The organism is Achromobacter sp. MFA1 R4 (assembly GCF_900156745.1).
Lineage (GTDB): Bacteria > Pseudomonadota > Gammaproteobacteria > Burkholderiales > Burkholderiaceae_B > Achromobacter.
The window spans coordinates 5585745-5601754 of the sequence record NZ_LT707065.1; the positions used below are offsets into that span (position 1 = coordinate 5585745).

Sequence of the window (16010 nt, forward strand, 5' to 3'; positions counted from 1 at the left end):
GTCACGACGTCCGGGCGGGGTCCGCGTCGGGCTCCTCCCGGGCCTCCAGCTCGTTGCCCAGGACCTCGGCCGAGTCCTCGCCGGCCGCCTCCGGCTTGAGCCGGCGGCGCGTGTGGCCGGCGGCGCGGGCATTCTCGCCTTCGTCGACGCGTTCAGTCTGCAGGGCCACGTTGGCCGGCGGCGCGTAGCCGCGCTTGTCCTGCCCGAAGTACACCACCGTGTGCGGGTACGGCAGCTCAATGCCCGCGGCGTCGAAGTGCTTCTTGAGCAGCCGGTTGTAGCCGCGCTGCACCGCCCACTGCATGCCGGGCGTGGTCTTGATCAGGATGCGGATGGTCACGCCCTTGTCGTTGACCGCCGTGACGCCGGCCACGGTCATCTCTTCCAGGATCTCCGGTCCCAGCACCGAATCCGTCATCAGCTCGGCAAAGGCCGCGCGCAGATGCTCGATCGCGTCGTCGATGCTTTCGCGGTGCGCAATGGTGTATTCGCCCAGGTGGTACGAGAAGTCGCGCATATGGTTGGCCACCACATCCACCGACGAGAACGGCACGAGGTGATAACCGCCATCCAGCGTGCGGATGCCGACCGAGCGGATGGTCATCTTCTCGACGGTGCCGAACACGCCCGCCACCTGCACCACGTCGTTCTCGTTCATCCCGTTTTCCAGCTGGATGAAGACGCCCGTGATGATGTCCTGCACCAGCTTCTGCGCGCCAAAGCCGATGGCCAGGCCGACCACGCCGGCACCCGCGATCAGCGGGCCGACGTCGATCCCGATCTGCGACAGCAGCACCATCAAGGTCATCGTCACGATGACGATCAGCGCCGCGTTGCGGAACAGCGCCAGCAGCGTGCGTTCGCGCGCGCTGGGCATGCCGCGCTCTTCGCTCTGGCTCAGGCGATGCTCGATGATGCTGGCGATGACGGTCCAGGCCAGCGTGGCGATCAGCAGCACGATGACGATGTTCAGCACCACCTTGATCGCGGCGGCGCCGGCGTCCGAGGCCAGCCAGCGCGACAGGTCGAAGGCCTGCCACGCATCCAGGATCAGCAGCACGATGACGATGCGGATGATCCAGCCGACCCCTTTCAGCGTGGCCGGCACGTAGGCGTTGACGCGCGCCTCCAGCAGCGGCAGGCGCCGACGCAGGTCGTCCGACAGTCGGATGGGCTTGGCCAGCACGGTATTGAGCAGCAGGATCAGCAGGCTGCCCACGCCGATGACCAGCAAGGTCTGCGCCGTGGCACGGGCCATGAAGGGCAGCGCGTTGGTCGGATCGACCTGGCTGACCACCAGCAGGATCGTGAAATAGCCGATCCCCAACACGTGCCAGACGCGCGACAGGAAACGCAGCCTCGATCCCATGAACGTGGCCGCCCCCGCGGCGCGCCGGTCCAGGCGCTCGCGCACGGCCCGGCGGTTCTGCCAGATGACGCGCACGGCATAGATGTACACCGCCAGCATGATGAGCATGGTCGCCAGCCGCCCCAGCGCCGGCGACAGCGTCGCCGCCATCACGGGACCGACCAGCAGCGTGCCGTAGCCGGCCATCGCCGCGATGCGCAACAGCCAGCCGCACCAGTACCTGGCCAGCTCATCCGACATGGGCAGCAGCCGCAGGTGCGGATGGCGGACGGCGAACACCGTGCGGATCAGCACCTTGACGATCTCCACCGCCACGAACGCCTGCAGGAACACGGCCGCCAGCGCATCCAGCGCGCCGCGCCCGGGCGTGCCCCACAGCGCCGCGGCGCCGCCCGCCATGACGGCCAGCATCACGACAACCACGTCGATCGCCAGCGCCCCCACGATGGCGCCCGCCCGGCGGGCCAGCACCCGCATGGACGCGGGCGCGCCGCGCGCGGGTGACGCCGCCGCATCGCAACCCAGCTCGGCCACCCAATGGTCGATCCGGGTGTAGATGCGCATGGCGATCATGCGCAGCAGGAGGAACGCGACGAGCGTGACCGCGGCGGCCAATGCCAGCGGCAGCAGCGCGGCGCCCGCGGTGCCGCTGTCCAGGCGCAGGCTGCGGCCCGAGGCCAGCGCGCGCATGTCGTCGACGCCCTGCCCCATGTCGGCGGCCACGCCGGTCAGGAAGCGTTGCACGCCATCGGTCATGCGCTCAAGCAGCGTGGGTTCGGCCGGCTCGGCTGGCGGCGCCTGCGACGACGCGGTCCGCGCCGGCGCCGTTCCGCCAGCCGCCGGCTTATCCCCGGCCGCCTGCGCCCGCAACTGGTCGATCAGGGCCTGGCGCGCCTCGGGATTGTCCAGCAGGTCAGCCAGCGCGGCGGGCGTCAGCGCCGGAGACGCGGCCGCGGGTTCCTGTGTCTGGGTCTGTGACAGCAGCGGAAGCGCGGCCATCGCGGTTGCGTGCCAGAACACCGACAGGCAACTCAGCATCGCCCCCAGCAGCAGGACCGCCAGCCAGGGTCTCTCCCGTCTGCGCCGCCAGGAAATGGCGGCGTGATGGCGGGTGGGAAGGGATAGGGATGCTGTCGTTGCGGATCGAACCACTAATGAATCTCCTCTGCGATCAGGGCATGAATGTCAGGCAATCAAGCGGGCACGCGAACAAGGTCGCGTGCTTGGGCACAGGGCACATGATAAAGCCCATGGGTCTGTCCCCCAGGGCGCGGGCGGTGTGGCGCGAGGGGGAGCATGGGCTGGGGCCCCAGGTTCGCGGGATCTAGGGTGCCAGCACGGCCGCGCGTCGGCGCCGTCGTCATGTCCAGGCGGGCCGCATGATTTTCGAAATATTCATATAGGCACGCGGGTGAATGTCGAATCAGACTGAACGGCTTTTTTTCCGTTCATGTTTCATTCACATTCCCTTCACGGTCTCGCTATTTCGTGACGTGTACCTGGCTGTAGAGGCGGTTAATTTGACGATCGAGCAATCCAAGTGGTCTCGCCGGGTAGTGCAAACCCTCCCATGCATGAACTGGGCCACGATTCAACCCGAAAGGCGCCCTTGGCTCTGCCTGGATGGCGCTCACAGCCAGACACTCGAACAAGACGTTCAGGCGATCACCAGGAATTTTGCGTATCGGTGGGTTTGGCGCGATACCGCGTGGGAGTATGGCTCCCCCGGCTATCGCCACGGCCCCCTGCTGATCCCGCTGACCGAGGCGCTGTACGCCCACGCGCAAGACAACTGGCTCCACCAGCGGGTCGGATTGATCCTGCTGGGCCCGGAAGATGGCGACAACCTGGTCGCCCACCTTCAGACATTGCATTCGCTGAGAGGATCCGACGGTTCCACCATCAGCTTCAGCCTTCATGCCGCGCGCCAGCTTGAAGAGCTTTGTGAAGCCTTGCCGCCCCATCGCCTGGCTGCGCTGTTCGGTCCCATCCACCGCATCATCTGGTATGCCGGCACAGAGCGATCGGGCGAATGGGTATGTGCGGACGCCCCCGCGTGGGAGCAAGCCAGCTCGGGCCAGGACGAGCCCATCGCCTTGACGGAGTTCGACGAGCTTTCGCTCGACCATGCCAGCCTCGCGTGGTTCATGCGCGACTGCGTGCGCGGCTTTCGCCAGCACATCCCGGCCTACGCCCATCCAGACGACGAACCCGCGCTTTGGCGGCATGTGGACCTTTTCGTTCAAGAGGCGACCGATCAACTGGCGCTTACCACGGAGCGCGACGTTCGCCACTACCTGGAACTGCGCCTTCGCTACCCCCAGGAATTCTTCGTGAACGATGCCGCCCTGCGCAGCGTCCTGGTCAACCGACACGTTCAGGGCAAACAGCGATTGATCGAAGCCGAAGCGCGGCTGGCGGCCTTGGCCACCCCAACGTCCTGAAGGAAACCCCATGAACGCGACTTATAAGAAGGCCTTGGGACCGGTGCCCCCCAACGAGAAGCGGCTCGCCAAGGCCATTTCTCCCCCACCCTGCGAACGCGGCGTGCCCCTCTACCCGCTGCGCTATGGCATCGCCGACAAACCGCTGGATGAAAAGGTGTTTCCGACCCTGGGCACCGAAAACTATCCCACGCTCTTGGCAGGTAAGGCCTACGGCTTACGCGTGCTGCGTCCGGGCACCTACGTCTATCTCTGCTATTTCGAAAACGCGCGCATGTGGACGCAGCATTATCAGGTGACCGAGGACGTCCGATTTGCCCGCATCTGGTGGAGCCATGCCGATGACAACGATGCGACCCCGGGCCGGCTGGCTCGCCCGGATACGACAGGCGCGAAACCTTATCTCCTGGCCCCCGAAACCAGCACCGCGGAAGTCGTCCACGTCCTGGTCAGCGATACGCTGCTGTCCCATCGCACCCTCTGGAACCTCGAAACCAATAAGGATGGCCTGCGCGACACGCTGGCCACCCCATGCAAGCCAACCGGCGGAGCCCCTCAACGACACGCCTTCGATGCCGCGCTGCTGGGTAACGCAACGCGGGAACTCGTCCCGCCCGCGGTGTATGGCAGTCCCACGCATTTCGACTGGAGCGAAATCCATCTTTCAGACGGGGCGCCAAGCCATGGCAACATCCTGGGCGAGATGTATATCGCCTTGCGCCCGCGCATGGATATCAAACCCCTCGCGGTCGCCCTGCAAGACCCCATCGGGGTGGCCAGTGAGCTTCACTACCTGATCACGGATGCCGTCGCCAACAAGACCCGGTATGCCGGCCAGAACGCGCACAAGCTGCAGAGCGCAACGCTCATCGGCAACTATTTCCAGGCCACGAAGCAGCAGGCGGCCAATTCACCAGACCTGACCCACGCCCTCGCCAGGCAGCGCAACCTGGTGAACTATGCCGGCGCCATGGCCTTCCCCGACATCTACGCCAATACGATCAAGACGTTTGACCGCAGCATCGGCGCGGCGGTCAGAGATTCCGTCGCATGGGTGCACCTCATCGACCCTTCCCGGTTGCTGGGCAAAGCCCTGCGTTGCTTTGACCTCGGCGTGATCCACAACGCGCGCGATTATGAGCATGCCGTATTCCAATGCATCGGCGGCCTGATTCATGGCAAAGACGGGATCCAGGTGATGAGCGACCTGGTCATGACGCCCGTAGACAAAAGTCCCTACTGGCTCGCGCTGGCCAACGGCAACGAGATCCTGCTTGCCCGCCTGAAATCCAGTGCGGGCGATATCGCCAAGAACGTGTTCAGCGTCATGGACAAGTACATCGAAGAGCACATGGCCACGCCCGCCACCAATGCCTTGATCGGGTTGTTGCAGGCATTGCCGGAAGCCGGGCGGGCGGACGTATTGGTACGACGCCTGCGGCACGTGATGGAAATCCGGGCTAATGCAACCATTGTTGTGTACGACGTCAGCAGGGCGGACCTGCAGCGTGCTGCTTATGAATTCCAGGGGTATCAAACGCTGGGTGAAGAAGGACTGCGGGCGTGGAAGATGCCGTCTCCGAAGGTAAGCCAGGTCGATCTTGATGCACGCGTCCTGATTTTCGACTGGGTGAAGGTCGGTGAGACAACGTATCGCGAGATCGACCGAGGATCGTCCGAAGCGTCCGCGCTCCCGGCTGCGCGTACGGTCCAAATGGAGGGCAATCCCTTCATCAATATGGTGAATCGCTTGCGTGGCCCTGGTGGGCATTTGTTCACCGGCCTCGGTGGATATTTGGCGTTGAAGGGACTGGGGAATGCTTGGAGAGACTATCAAAAACCGAATGAAGTTGCCGCCAACCTGGCAGCCTTATTAGGAGCTGCTAGTGCGCTTGTAGGCGCAAGCGTAGAAATTGGTTCAGCCATTATTGCTATTGGTACTGCGAGACAACGGAACACAGTCTTGCAGATCGGCGCGAGAACTGTTTCGGCAAAGCTCGGGGTAGCGCTCTTCGGAGCTGGAGGGGCGGGACTTATGACCCTTGCCGACTCCATCAAAGCGATCAGTGCATTTAGCGACAACAACCCGGAACATGGAAGAATGCTCCTCGGATCTGCTTTCGCTGGCGGCGTGCTGACAGTCGCGACATGGGCGGGCGGTACAGCCACAGCGGCGACCATTAGCGCCGGCGGGGGCGCCGTTGCCGTGCTCGGCCTTACCCCCTTGGGATGGACGATTGTTGCGGGTACTGCGGTGGCATTCCTCATCGGATTTGCCTTCGCTGCAGACGTGACCAAGCACGGGCCGGTCGAAATCTGGCTCAAACACAGCGCATGGGGCGTAGATCGACGACATTACACAAATCGAGAGGAATTGGACGCTGTCCACAGTCTGTACTATCGGCCACGGTTGCTACCTGAATGGTCCAAGGCCACCTTCTATTCGGTAGGCACCCTCCGCATCAGATGCCAGTTGCCCGGGGTGGATGACATGCCTGGGAAAAGATTTCAGACGAGATTGTCATTTACCTTGGATGACGACAAGCTTTATCCGATCGCAGGACCCATTGCGTTCGCCCCAGGCACAAACCCAATCGACTATCGCCGCGAGTGCCTGGTCACGCCTTTGGGCGGCACGGGTAGAGAATGTGGCTGGGCCATCCAGATGCATGAAGACGCCGTAGTGACTGTGGAATACCTGTATTTCCCTGATCCCGAAAAACACCCCGAACTCGCATTACAGCAACCAAACGCGCCCCACCCATTGGTGTTCACTGCCGCCGGGTGGTTCACCGACTCGATCGATCCTTCGAAACTTGAGCCTGTCAGGGTGCCAAAATGACTAGCGCAATTAAACGCTTGCCGAAGAGCTTTCGGTTTGGGGGTACGCCGCTATACGTGAGTAGCTCCATAGCCATTGCACCACAACCAGATGGCGTGCGACGCGTCAACGAAACGTGCGTCGAACTCGAGACATATGCAAATTATGTGCAACGCGGAGCGGTGGGCTTTATCGGCATGTCCGTCATTATCACCGTCGCCACGTACATCGTCGCCGTCTTCGCCCTGGGGATTCAAAATATGACTCATGAGCGGGTTACGGCGATGCTCGCGATGTCACCTGCCTTAACAGTCATGGCATTCATTTTTTACCTTGCTGGCGGAGCAAATCGGAGCAAAGGCGCTTTTATCCGCATTCACCGAGGCACACGCAAGCTCTACTTCGTCTACCCGCGCAAGAAGCGGCTGCACGTTCTCGATTGGGACCAGCTTGAAGCCCTGGCCGGATACATTCCCATCATCTCCGCAAGCGGCTACGCCAGCAGGCATCCTCTCTACTTGATCGGCGTCGACTACAACATGGACCCGCCAACTGAAATCTGTGCAGCATGCGGCAATCTAGGATTGTTCGACGGAGATCGGTCGGCCAAGACGCTCTGGTCTTACCTGCAGGTCTTTATGACACATGGCCCGGAGGGCCTGCCGGAACCCGCTCCTCTGCCACCCCGACGAACCCGCATAGAAGAAACCCTTCAGCCTTACCGGGACTGGTATGCCGGTTTGCGGCGCAGGCTGGCCAAGCCCTTTGGCTGGCTAAAGGCACCCATCACCCTTCCGCTCTGGCTGGGTTGGCTATTCATCAACGCCTTTCCCGACAGCGTGGAAGCCTTCATTCAATACAACGTGCCCTACGCGCAGTTTCCCAAGGAAATCGACCGGCTCTGCGGCTTTGATGACAAGCGCACACCGGTCATTCGCGTCAACGGCGAGCGGATCGAGCCGTAAATCACCTTCACGTGTCATCGCCCCATTACACGCAGCGCAAACACACGCTCCATCGCAGGCCCACAAGCGAAACGCCCCTATCCTGGCCGCCTGCGCATCCCGTCCAGCAGCAGATCCGTGATGAATTCCGCCAGCGCCTGCTGGCGGGCGGCGTCGGGGGATTGGCGGGTGAAGCGTTCGATGATGCCCATGAGGGACTGGCCGAACCACTCGGGTGATATTTCGGGGCGGAACAGGCCGGCCTGCTGCTCGGCGCGCACGTTGTCCGCGATCATGGCGACCAGTTCGTCCTTGAGCGCCTCGGCGGCGTCGGCCTGGAAGAAGCCGATGCGGGTCAGGTTGGGATCTTCCTGCAAGATGGCGAGCAGGCTGCCCACGCCCTGGCGGATGCGGGCGGCTAGTTCGGCGCCTTGCAGGTCGCCGGGCAGGCGCGCCTGGCTGATGGCCTGGCGCAGGCGCTGGGCGAACAGGCCCACCAGTTCGTCGTAGGCCGCCTGTTTGCTGGCGAAGTATTGGTAGAACACGGGCTGGGTCACGCCGGCGCGGGCGACGATGTCGCTGACCCGGGTGTACTGGAATCCCCGCTCGGCGAACTCTGCCGCGGCGACGGCCAATAGCAGCAGCCGCGTGCGCTCACCCTTGGTGAGACGCTTGTCTTGCGATGCCGAAATGGGTAGTGCCGTGTTCATCGCGAGAAAGTACTACCTATCCCCCCTTTGCGCCACACGCGGCAGGACGCTTCGGCCACGGGTCGGCCACTGCGTGCAACCCGTTCCCGGCCTCGGTCACGCGCCTGAAATCACTTGAAATCCCCGTATCGCTTGCGACAACTTATTGCGGCGACGGAGCAGTAAAGTAAGGCTGTCGTCCGGCGCCGTGCACGGTGCCGGTTCCGGGCGGCCGAGGAGCAAGATCATGAAGCGGTTTTCAGGCCGGGTGGCCATGGCGGCATTGGCGCTGGCGGTGGCCAGCGCGCCGGCGGTGGCTGGCGGGCGTGGCGGATATTGGGGCGGCGGCCATGGCGGCGGCTATCACCACCATCACGGTGGCGGCGGCAGCAGTTCGGACGGCTGGTGGATCGGCGGCGCATTTGCGCTGGCGACAGTGGGGCTGCTGCTGGCGGCCAATTCGGGGCCTTCCTACGTGCAGACCGGGGTGTATTCGTCCGGCGTGGGGTACACGAGCCCTCCCCTCTATGCGGCGCCGGCGTATGGCGCCCCGGTTTATGAAGCGGCGCCGGTGTATGAAGCGCCCCCCGTTGCCTATTCGACGCCCGTGCCGCAATACGCGCCGGTGCAGTATGAACCGGCCCCCGCGGTCAATACCGCCCAGGCGAACGCCACGACCGACTGTCGGCGCTGGGCCATGAACCAGAGCGGGTACGATCCGGCCACCATCAACGCCTGGACCACCCAGATCATGGTGGACACCTACAACCGCGCGTTGGATTCCTGCATGACCAGCCGCGGGTATCGCGCCAACTGACGCACCGCGCGATCAGCGCCGCCAGCCGCGCCGGGCGTACAAGAGGCCCAGGATCAACAGCGCGGCGGCCGGCAGCACCCAGACGAACCCTGCGTCCGTATAGACCACCTGATCGACCGGATCGTAGTAGCGGCCCAGTTCGTTGAAGTCCCATTTCAGGTACTGCGCGTACCATGCGTAGAAGAAGAATGCGGACAAGGCCAGGCAGGAAAGCGCCGCCACGCGCGCAATCGCACGGCTGCGGCCCGCGCGCGCCGCGCTTTTCCATGCCGCATAGGCGCATGCGGCCACGCCCAGCAGGACCAGCCAGTCAGCGGCTTCAGTCAGCATCGCCCGCCTCCAGCGCGGCGAGGCAGGCGGCGGCTTCGCCCCATTGCTTTTCGCTGAAGACCTGCAGGCCCGCGCGGCGGAGCAATTCAGCGGTCACCCCCACGCCGGGCTGGCGGCGGCCGGCGAAATGGCCGTCGTACACATAGCCGCTGCCGCAGGACGGGCTGCCTTCTTTCAGCACGGCGATGCGGATGCCGCGCGCCTGCGCCGCGACGAGCGCCTCGTGGGCGCCGCGCACGAACGGCTGCGTGACGTCGTCGCCCGTCACCGCCACGACGCGCGCCCGGCCGGCCAGCACCGCGGCCGCGTCCTTGGCCGGCTCGATCTCGGCGGGCGGCCGGGGGATCGGCATGCCGCCCGCTACCTCGGGACAGACCGCGACGACCCGGCCTTCCTGCAGCCACCGGTCGAGCACGGCATCGCCTTGCTGCACGCTGCGGCCGTCGTAGCGCACGGGATTGCCCAACAGGCAGGAGCTGACCAGAACGTAATGCATGCAGGACCGGGAAATGGGGAGTCGGTGGAGGCGGACGGTGGATTGGGGCGGGCCGGGGCCGGAAATCCGGGGCCGAACGTACAGACCGGCGTCCGAGGCTCGAATCATAGAACACGAACGCGGCCATGCGCCCTTGCCCGCGGAACCGGTCCGCTAGTTGCCCGGCAACGCCTGCATCCAGTCCCGCAGCGCCGGATCTCGCACCTGGAGTATGTCGAACAGGCCCAGCGCCTGCAGGGCGGGCATCGCGTGCTGGATGTCCCGCCGCGCGGCGGCGACGGCCTCGGGCGGCGCCGCCGGATCGACGCACACGCGGGCATTGGCCAGAAACGCGCCGACCGTGCCTTTGCGCACCGCCACACCGTGGAAGATTCCTTGGTCCTTGCCGTCCGGCAGCACATCCTGGGCTTTCATGATTGACTCCTGAGGGTTGGGTACAGGCGCTACGATAAGCCCTATCTTTCGGCATAACTGCGTCAGTCTGGCCAATGAATACCGCGTTTCAGCCACCCGCTCCGCGTCCCGGCGTCCGCCCCGGTCCGGCGTCCGCTTCTTCCTGCGCCCCGGGCGCGCCGCTGCTGGCTCCCGAGCGCGCCCGCGCGCGTGGGGGCCCGCGGCTCATCGCCGTCGCCCGGCAGGACGGCGCGCTTCGGCACACGGCCATGCACGAGCACGCGCGGGGTCAATTGCTGGGCGCGTGGCAAGGCCTGCTGACCGTCTACGCGGCAGACCAGCAGTGGGTCGTCCCGTCGCAGCATGCCGTCTGGATTCCTCCCGGTCACCCGCATGGGCTGCGATCGCACGGCCCCTACGCCGGCTACAGCGCCTATCTCAGCCCCGCGGCCTGCGCAGGGCTGCCGCAACGGCCGTGCGTGTTGCAGGCCTCGTCTTTGCTGTTGGCCGCGATCGAACGCGCGGCAAGCTGGGGAGAAGACGACGACACCGCCGATCCGGCGCGCCGGCGCATCGTCGAGGTGATTCGAGACGAGATCCGTAGCCTGCCGCACGCCGGGGTCGCGCTCGTGCTGCCGCGCGATGCGCGCTTGCAGCAGTTGGCGCTGGCGTTGTCGGATCACCCCGCGGACACGCGGCCGCTGCAGGCATGGGCGGCCGCCGTCGGCATGGCCCCGCGCACGCTGGCGCGCCGTTTTCTTGCCGAGACGGGTTTGCCGGTGGGCGCATGGCGGCAGCGCGCGCGCCTGATGCGCGCCCAGGAAATGCTGGCGGCGGGGGCTGCGGTGACCACGGTGGCGCTGGAGCTGGGTTATGACAACGTCAGCGCGTTCATCGCCATGTTCAAGCGCGAACTGGGCGCCACGCCGGGCCGGTTCAGGCCACGGGCGGACCGCCAGGCGGATTAAGCACTGGCACCCCGCCCTGGCGCGCTCAACCCTCCTGGGCCGCCTTCTTGGCGGCGCGCGGCGCGGTCTTGCGGGCCGTCTTGCGCGCCGGCTTGGCGGGCGTTGCGGCCTCTGCCGCCGCCGGCTCGGCCGCGGACCTGGCGGGCGCGGATTTCCCCGCGGCGGGCTTGGCCTCGCTCTGCGCACCGTCTTCGCCCTTCGCGGCGGTTTTGCGCGCACCGCGTCCTCGCTTGGCGGCGGGTGCGGGTTCGGCGGCCGGGCTGGCTGCGGGGCCGGTGACCGGATCGGCCGCCTTCGCAGGGCGTTCGCGTTCGGCCTGGACCGGCGGCGTGACGAATGTCCATTCGCCCACGTTCACGACCGGCGGCGGCATGGGCACGAGCGCCGATTGCGGCAGGGGTTGCGGGGGCCGGCCGAAGGACGGCGGGCGGACCGCCGGGGCCTGGGATGCGTCGGACGGCACACGGTCGCCCGCAGGCGCCGCGTCCGGCTGGCTGGGTGCGTCGGCCTGCGCCTCGTCCCGCGCCCGCCGCGCACCGCCTGCCGGCCTGGCGCCGCGCGAACGCCGGTCCGCCTGCCGCGCATTGCGGGGCGGACGTCCTTCGTCCTGATCGTGACCGCGGGCCTGCCCGGCATCCTCCGGTTGATCGGCGCCCGCCATCTGCCCCGCAAGCGCGGGCGCGTCGACGACCGTGCCGCCTTCGGTCTGGCGGGGCGCATCGGGCTGTTTCCAGGCGTCCGGCTCGCCGGCATGATCCGCGGACGGCGAAGCGCCATCATCCCGGTCCGCGCCGCCCTGTTGAGCCGCCGTCCGCCCGCCCGCCGACTTGCGGCCACCGCGGGATTTGCGCGAATTCCTGCCGCCGCCGGCCTGCGCGTCCGCCTGGTCGGCCACGCCTTCCGGCGCGGATTCGGCCGGCGCATCGCCGCCCGCGACGCGCTCGCCGCCTGTGCTGTCGCGGTAGACATAGGTGCCCGACTTTTCTTCGCGGCCGACCTCCAGGAAGCCGCGCGACTGCGCCTCTTCCAGCAGGTTCCCGAACGCGCGGAAGCCATAGTAGGACTCGTTGAAATCCGGCTTGCGGCGCTTGAGCGCGTCTTTCAGGGCCGAGGCCCAGATCTTGCCGCTGTCGCCGCGTTCGGCCATCAGGGCCTCGAACGTCTCGACGACCATCTCCACGGCGCGGGTCTTGCGGGCTTCCTGCTCTTCCTTGCGGCGGCGTTCCTCGTCCGGCGAGCGCCGCTGGACGCTGGCGCCGCGGGTGTCGCGGCGCGCGTCGGCGGTGCGCTGGCCTTCGCGTGCCAGGTCGTCATAGAAGATGAATTCATCGCAGTTGGCGATGAGCAGGTCCGAGGTGGACTGCTTGACGCCCACGCCGATGACCTTCTTGTCGTTCTCGCGCAGCTTGGACACGAGCGGCGAAAAATCGGAATCGCCGCTGATGATCACGAAGGTGTTGACGTGGGATTTGGTGTAGCAGAAGTCCAGCGCATCCACGACCAGCCGGATGTCTGCCGAGTTCTTTCCCGACTGCCGCACATGCGGAATTTCGATGAGCTCGAAGTTGGCCTCGTGCATGGGCGCCTTGAATTCCTTGTAGCGCTCCCAGTCGCAGTAGGCCTTCTTGACGACGATGCTGCCCTTGAGCAGCAGGCGCTCGAGCACCGGCCGGATGTCGAACTTCTGGTATTTGGTGTCGCGCACGCCCAGCGCCACGTTCTCGAAGTCGCAGAAAAGCGCCATGCTGACGTTTTCGTTGGGGTTGTTCATGTTCTCTCCAATTCCGCGGCGGCCCACGCCAAGCCGGGCTGGGCGCCGCCACAATCCGCCCATGATATACATTTCCGATTGACCTCTCCGGCCTCCCAGTCCGCTACCGCCATGCCCGACGCCGCTCCGCCTCCTGAACTGACCACCGCTCGACTGCTGCTGCGGCCCCTGTGCCTGGCGGACGCGGACGCCATCCAGCGCATCTTTGCCCAATGGGACGTCGTGCGATTCCTGGCCGACCAGGTGCCCTGGCCGTACCCCGACGACGGGGCGCGCCAGTACATCGAGCAGGCCGCCCTGCCCGCCGCGCGCCGCGGGACGCAGTGGCATTGGTCGATCCGCACGCGCGCGCAGCCGGACCAGCTGATCGGCGTCATCAGCCTGATGGACGACGACCCCGGCAACAACCGGGGGTTCTGGCTGGATCCAGCCCAGCAGGGCCTGGGCTACATGACCGAAGCCTGCGCCGCCGTCACGGCCTACTGGTTTGGCGTGCTGGGCAAGCCCGTGCTGCGTGCGCCCAAGGCCATCGCCAACACGGCCTCGCGCCGGATATCGGAAAGCAGCGGCATGCGCTGCGTGGCCACCGAGGAACGCGGCCTGGTCAGCGGCCGCCATGCCTGCGAAATCTGGGAGATCACCCGCGACGAATGGATGGCGCGCCAGGCCGGCTCGCCCACGGCCTAGTTCGTCCCCGATTAAGACGGGCGTCTCGGCCGGCCGCCTGGCCGGTCAACCCGGCGCTTATCGCCTATTTCGCCCCGCTTTCCGGCCGATTGACCTGGGCCCGCGCTGGCTAGAATTCCCGAAAATCCGGCATTCCGCGCGTGGGATGCCTTGTCATCGGGCAACATCCATGAATCCGTCTACCGTCATCGGCGCCGTTGTCGGCCTGCTCACCCTGGTCATCGTCGTGGCGCTGTCCGCCAACGACTCCAGCCTGTACTTCAATCTGCCGGGCCTGGCGATCGTGCTGGGCGGCACCTGCGCCGCGCTGTTCATCGCGTATCCGCTGCAGGAAGTCGTGCGCGTCTTCAAGCTGGTGCGCACCGTGTTCCGCAATGACCAGCACGACCAGCAGCGCGACATCGAAGAACTGGTCGGGATGGCCCAGCTCTGGATGAACGCCGACGTCCACAAGGTCGAGCACGAGCTCAAGAAGGTCTCGAACCCGTTCCTGCGCACGGGCGTGCAGCTCATCATCGACAACACGCCCGAAGAGCAGATCATCGAGCTGTTGAAGTGGCGCGTGGCCCGCCTGCGCGCCCGCGAGCAGGCCGAAGCCCAGATGTTCCGCGTCATGGCCACGTTTGCGCCGGCCTTCGGGATGCTGGGCACGCTGGTCGGCCTGATCAACCTGATGGCCGTGCTGGGCGACGGCAGCATGCAGACCATCGGCCAGCAACTGGCCATCGGCCTGATGACCACGTTCTACGGCATCCTGCTCGCCAACCTGGTCTGCAAGCCGATCGCGCTGAAGCTGGAACGCCGCACGGCGCGCCGCGTCGAGTCCATGAACATGGTGCTGCAGGGCATCTCGATGATGTGCGAGAAGCGCGGCCCGGCCATGGTGCGCGAGACCCTGAATTCGTTCGTGATGCACGTCGAAGACGAAATCTACGATGGCGGCGCCGACGCCCGGCCGAAGGCCAAGCCGGAAGGCCAGGGCAAGCCGGCGCCCGCCGCCGCGGCAGGCAACGCCGCCGGCGCTCCCGCCACCCTCGTCCGCCCGGCAGCCGCGCGTCAATGAGCCTGATTTCCCCTTCCCTCGCCCAGCGGATCGAGCAGGCCCGCCAGGCGCAGCTACGCGCACAGAAAGCGGCCGCCAATAGCGGCTGGCGGCCCAGCGAAAGCGACCGCCAGGACCGCTACGCGCGCTGGCACGTCGAGGAATCCGTCGAACAGGATTCCGAAAACTGGCTGCTGAGCTATCTGGACCTCATCACGCTGCTGCTCGCCATGCTTGTCGTCATGCTGGCCATTGCGCTGCACGGCGGCGGCTATGGCAAGTCCGATCAAGCGGTGGAAGTCGTCGGCACCCTGGCCGCGGCCGGACTGCCCGCCTACGACGGCGAGTATTCCGAGTTCGACAGCGTGGCCATCCCCGCCAGCTGGAAGGAACTACCTGCTCCCCCCGCCCCGGTCGTCGCGTCATCCGCGCCCCCCGCGGCCGACGACGAAATCGTGGTGGCCGAGGCCGCCAAGCCGCTGACCGCCCCGTCCAAGGAGTCGCTGGGCCTGGCGGACCTGGGCAATTCGGTGGATGTGATCGTCAATGAACAGTCGGTGAGCTTTCGCATCAGCAACGAGCTGCTGTTCGCCTCGGGCCAGGCCACGCTCAGCAACGCAGGCCTGGACGTGATCAAGCGCCTGGCGGGCATCCTCAACAAGAACGCGTACCAGGTCTCGGTCGAAGGCCACAGCGATCCGGTGCCCATCCTGACCAAACAGTTCGCCTCCAACTGGGAGCTGTCCAGCAGCCGCGCGACCAGCGTGCTGCGGGAACTGGTGCGCGACGGCGTGGACCCGCAGCGCCTGCGCGCGGTGGGCTATGCGGAAACGCGCCCCATCGAGTCCAACGACACGGCCGCCGGGCGCGCCGCCAACCGTCGCGTCGAGCTGATCATGGACATCACGCCGCAGCAGGTGACCAAAGCGGCCGCCACCCCGCAGGCGGCCGATGCGGGCAAGCCGGCGTCGCGCCCCGACGCGGCGGCCAAAGCCGCCGAGACCGCCGCCAAGGCGCCGGCCCGGTCCTGATCGCGATTCCCTTCGGAAACCGGCGCAAGCCGGTTTTTTTATTGCACCGTGACTCCATCCCGGCACTGCATCGTTGCGGAAACCGCAGACCAAAAAGCTCCGCTATTAGCTAATGCCTGCACCGTCCCCACCAACCCTGCCCACACGACAGGCGAGAGCACCTGACCGGTACGGGCGCGAGGGCCATTCTCTCGATCACCGAAGTAAT

General features: G+C 66.1%; 14 protein-coding genes. 8 read left to right on the top strand and 6 right to left on the bottom strand.

Annotated elements, in window-relative coordinates; all coding sequences use genetic code 11:
* Window position 1 precedes the first annotated feature (1 nt).
* The gene (locus tag BXA00_RS25550; RefSeq protein ID WP_076521168.1) at window positions 2–2407 is read right to left on the bottom strand and encodes a mechanosensitive ion channel domain-containing protein; all 2406 of its coding nucleotides are present in this window, start codon (window positions 2405–2407) and stop codon (window positions 2–4) included.
* 377 nt (window positions 2408–2784) lie between these two features.
* On the opposite strand from BXA00_RS25550, the gene BXA00_RS25560 reads away from it, so the two are divergent.
* Genes BXA00_RS25560 through BXA00_RS25570 form a run of 3 tightly spaced genes read left to right on the top strand, consistent with a single transcriptional unit; the run spans window position 2785 to window position 7599 of the window.
* Entirely contained in the window at window positions 2785–3813 is a 1029-nt protein-coding gene (locus BXA00_RS25560) for a DUF4123 domain-containing protein (protein WP_083714339.1), read from the top strand.
* 10 nt (window positions 3814–3823) lie between these two features.
* Complete coding sequence (locus BXA00_RS25565) at window positions 3824–6655, top strand: toxin VasX (protein ID WP_076521171.1); 2832 nt, start codon at window positions 3824–3826, stop codon at window positions 6653–6655.
* Window positions 6656–6711: 56 nt separating this feature from the next.
* Window positions 6712–7599, top strand: a complete 888-nt coding sequence (locus tag BXA00_RS25570; RefSeq protein ID WP_156902869.1) for a DUF6708 domain-containing protein — start codon at window positions 6712–6714, stop codon at window positions 7597–7599.
* Window positions 7600–7676: 77 nt separating this feature from the next.
* On the opposite strand, the gene BXA00_RS25575 is transcribed toward BXA00_RS25570, so the two are convergent.
* The gene (locus BXA00_RS25575; protein ID WP_076521173.1) at window positions 7677–8288 is read right to left on the bottom strand and encodes a TetR/AcrR family transcriptional regulator; all 612 of its coding nucleotides are present in this window, start codon (window positions 8286–8288) and stop codon (window positions 7677–7679) included.
* A gap of 226 nt (window positions 8289–8514) precedes the next feature.
* Between BXA00_RS25575 and BXA00_RS25580 the strand changes: the two genes are divergently transcribed.
* Window positions 8515–9084: a hypothetical protein gene (locus tag BXA00_RS25580; RefSeq protein ID WP_076521174.1), complete on the top strand. Its 570-nt coding sequence runs from the start codon at window positions 8515–8517 to the stop codon at window positions 9082–9084.
* A 12-nt stretch (window positions 9085–9096) separates the two neighbouring features.
* On the opposite strand, the gene BXA00_RS25585 is transcribed toward BXA00_RS25580, so the two are convergent.
* The 3 genes from BXA00_RS25585 to BXA00_RS25595 all read right to left on the bottom strand — a co-directional run bounded on the left by BXA00_RS25585 (window position 9097) and on the right by BXA00_RS25595 (window position 10324).
* Complete coding sequence (locus BXA00_RS25585; RefSeq protein ID WP_076521175.1) at window positions 9097–9414, bottom strand: hypothetical protein; 318 nt, start codon at window positions 9412–9414, stop codon at window positions 9097–9099.
* On the bottom strand, window positions 9404–9910 hold the full coding sequence (locus tag BXA00_RS25590) for a DUF523 domain-containing protein (protein WP_076521176.1): 507 nt from the start codon (window positions 9908–9910) through the stop codon (window positions 9404–9406). Before BXA00_RS25590 ends, BXA00_RS25585 begins: the two co-directional genes overlap by 11 nt.
* Window positions 9911–10063: 153 nt before the next feature.
* Window positions 10064–10324, bottom strand: coding sequence for a hypothetical protein (locus tag BXA00_RS25595; RefSeq protein WP_076521177.1), 261 nt, complete (start codon window positions 10322–10324; stop codon window positions 10064–10066).
* A gap of 74 nt (window positions 10325–10398) precedes the next feature.
* Here BXA00_RS25595 and BXA00_RS25600 point away from each other — a divergent pair, with 74 nt between their 5' ends.
* Entirely contained in the window at window positions 10399–11271 is an 873-nt protein-coding gene (locus tag BXA00_RS25600; protein ID WP_083714340.1) for a helix-turn-helix transcriptional regulator, read from the top strand.
* Between the two features lie 25 nt (window positions 11272–11296).
* Here BXA00_RS25600 and BXA00_RS25605 read toward each other — a convergent pair whose 3' ends face one another.
* The gene (locus BXA00_RS25605) at window positions 11297–13042 is read right to left on the bottom strand and encodes an NYN domain-containing protein (RefSeq protein WP_076521178.1); all 1746 of its coding nucleotides are present in this window, start codon (window positions 13040–13042) and stop codon (window positions 11297–11299) included.
* A gap of 111 nt (window positions 13043–13153) precedes the next feature.
* On the opposite strand from BXA00_RS25605, the gene BXA00_RS25610 reads away from it, so the two are divergent.
* The 3 genes from BXA00_RS25610 to BXA00_RS25620 all read left to right on the top strand — a co-directional run bounded on the left by BXA00_RS25610 (window position 13154) and on the right by BXA00_RS25620 (window position 15802).
* A complete protein-coding gene (locus BXA00_RS25610) occupies window positions 13154–13729 on the top strand; it encodes a GNAT family N-acetyltransferase (protein ID WP_076521179.1) in 576 nt (191 codons plus the stop codon).
* 169 nt (window positions 13730–13898) lie between these two features.
* Entirely contained in the window at window positions 13899–14792 is an 894-nt protein-coding gene (locus BXA00_RS25615; RefSeq protein WP_076521180.1) for a motility protein A, read from the top strand.
* On the top strand, window positions 14789–15802 hold the full coding sequence (locus BXA00_RS25620) for an OmpA family protein (RefSeq protein WP_076521181.1): 1014 nt from the start codon (window positions 14789–14791) through the stop codon (window positions 15800–15802). Before BXA00_RS25615 ends, BXA00_RS25620 begins: the two co-directional genes overlap by 4 nt.
* The last annotated feature ends 208 nt before the right edge of the window (window positions 15803–16010 follow it).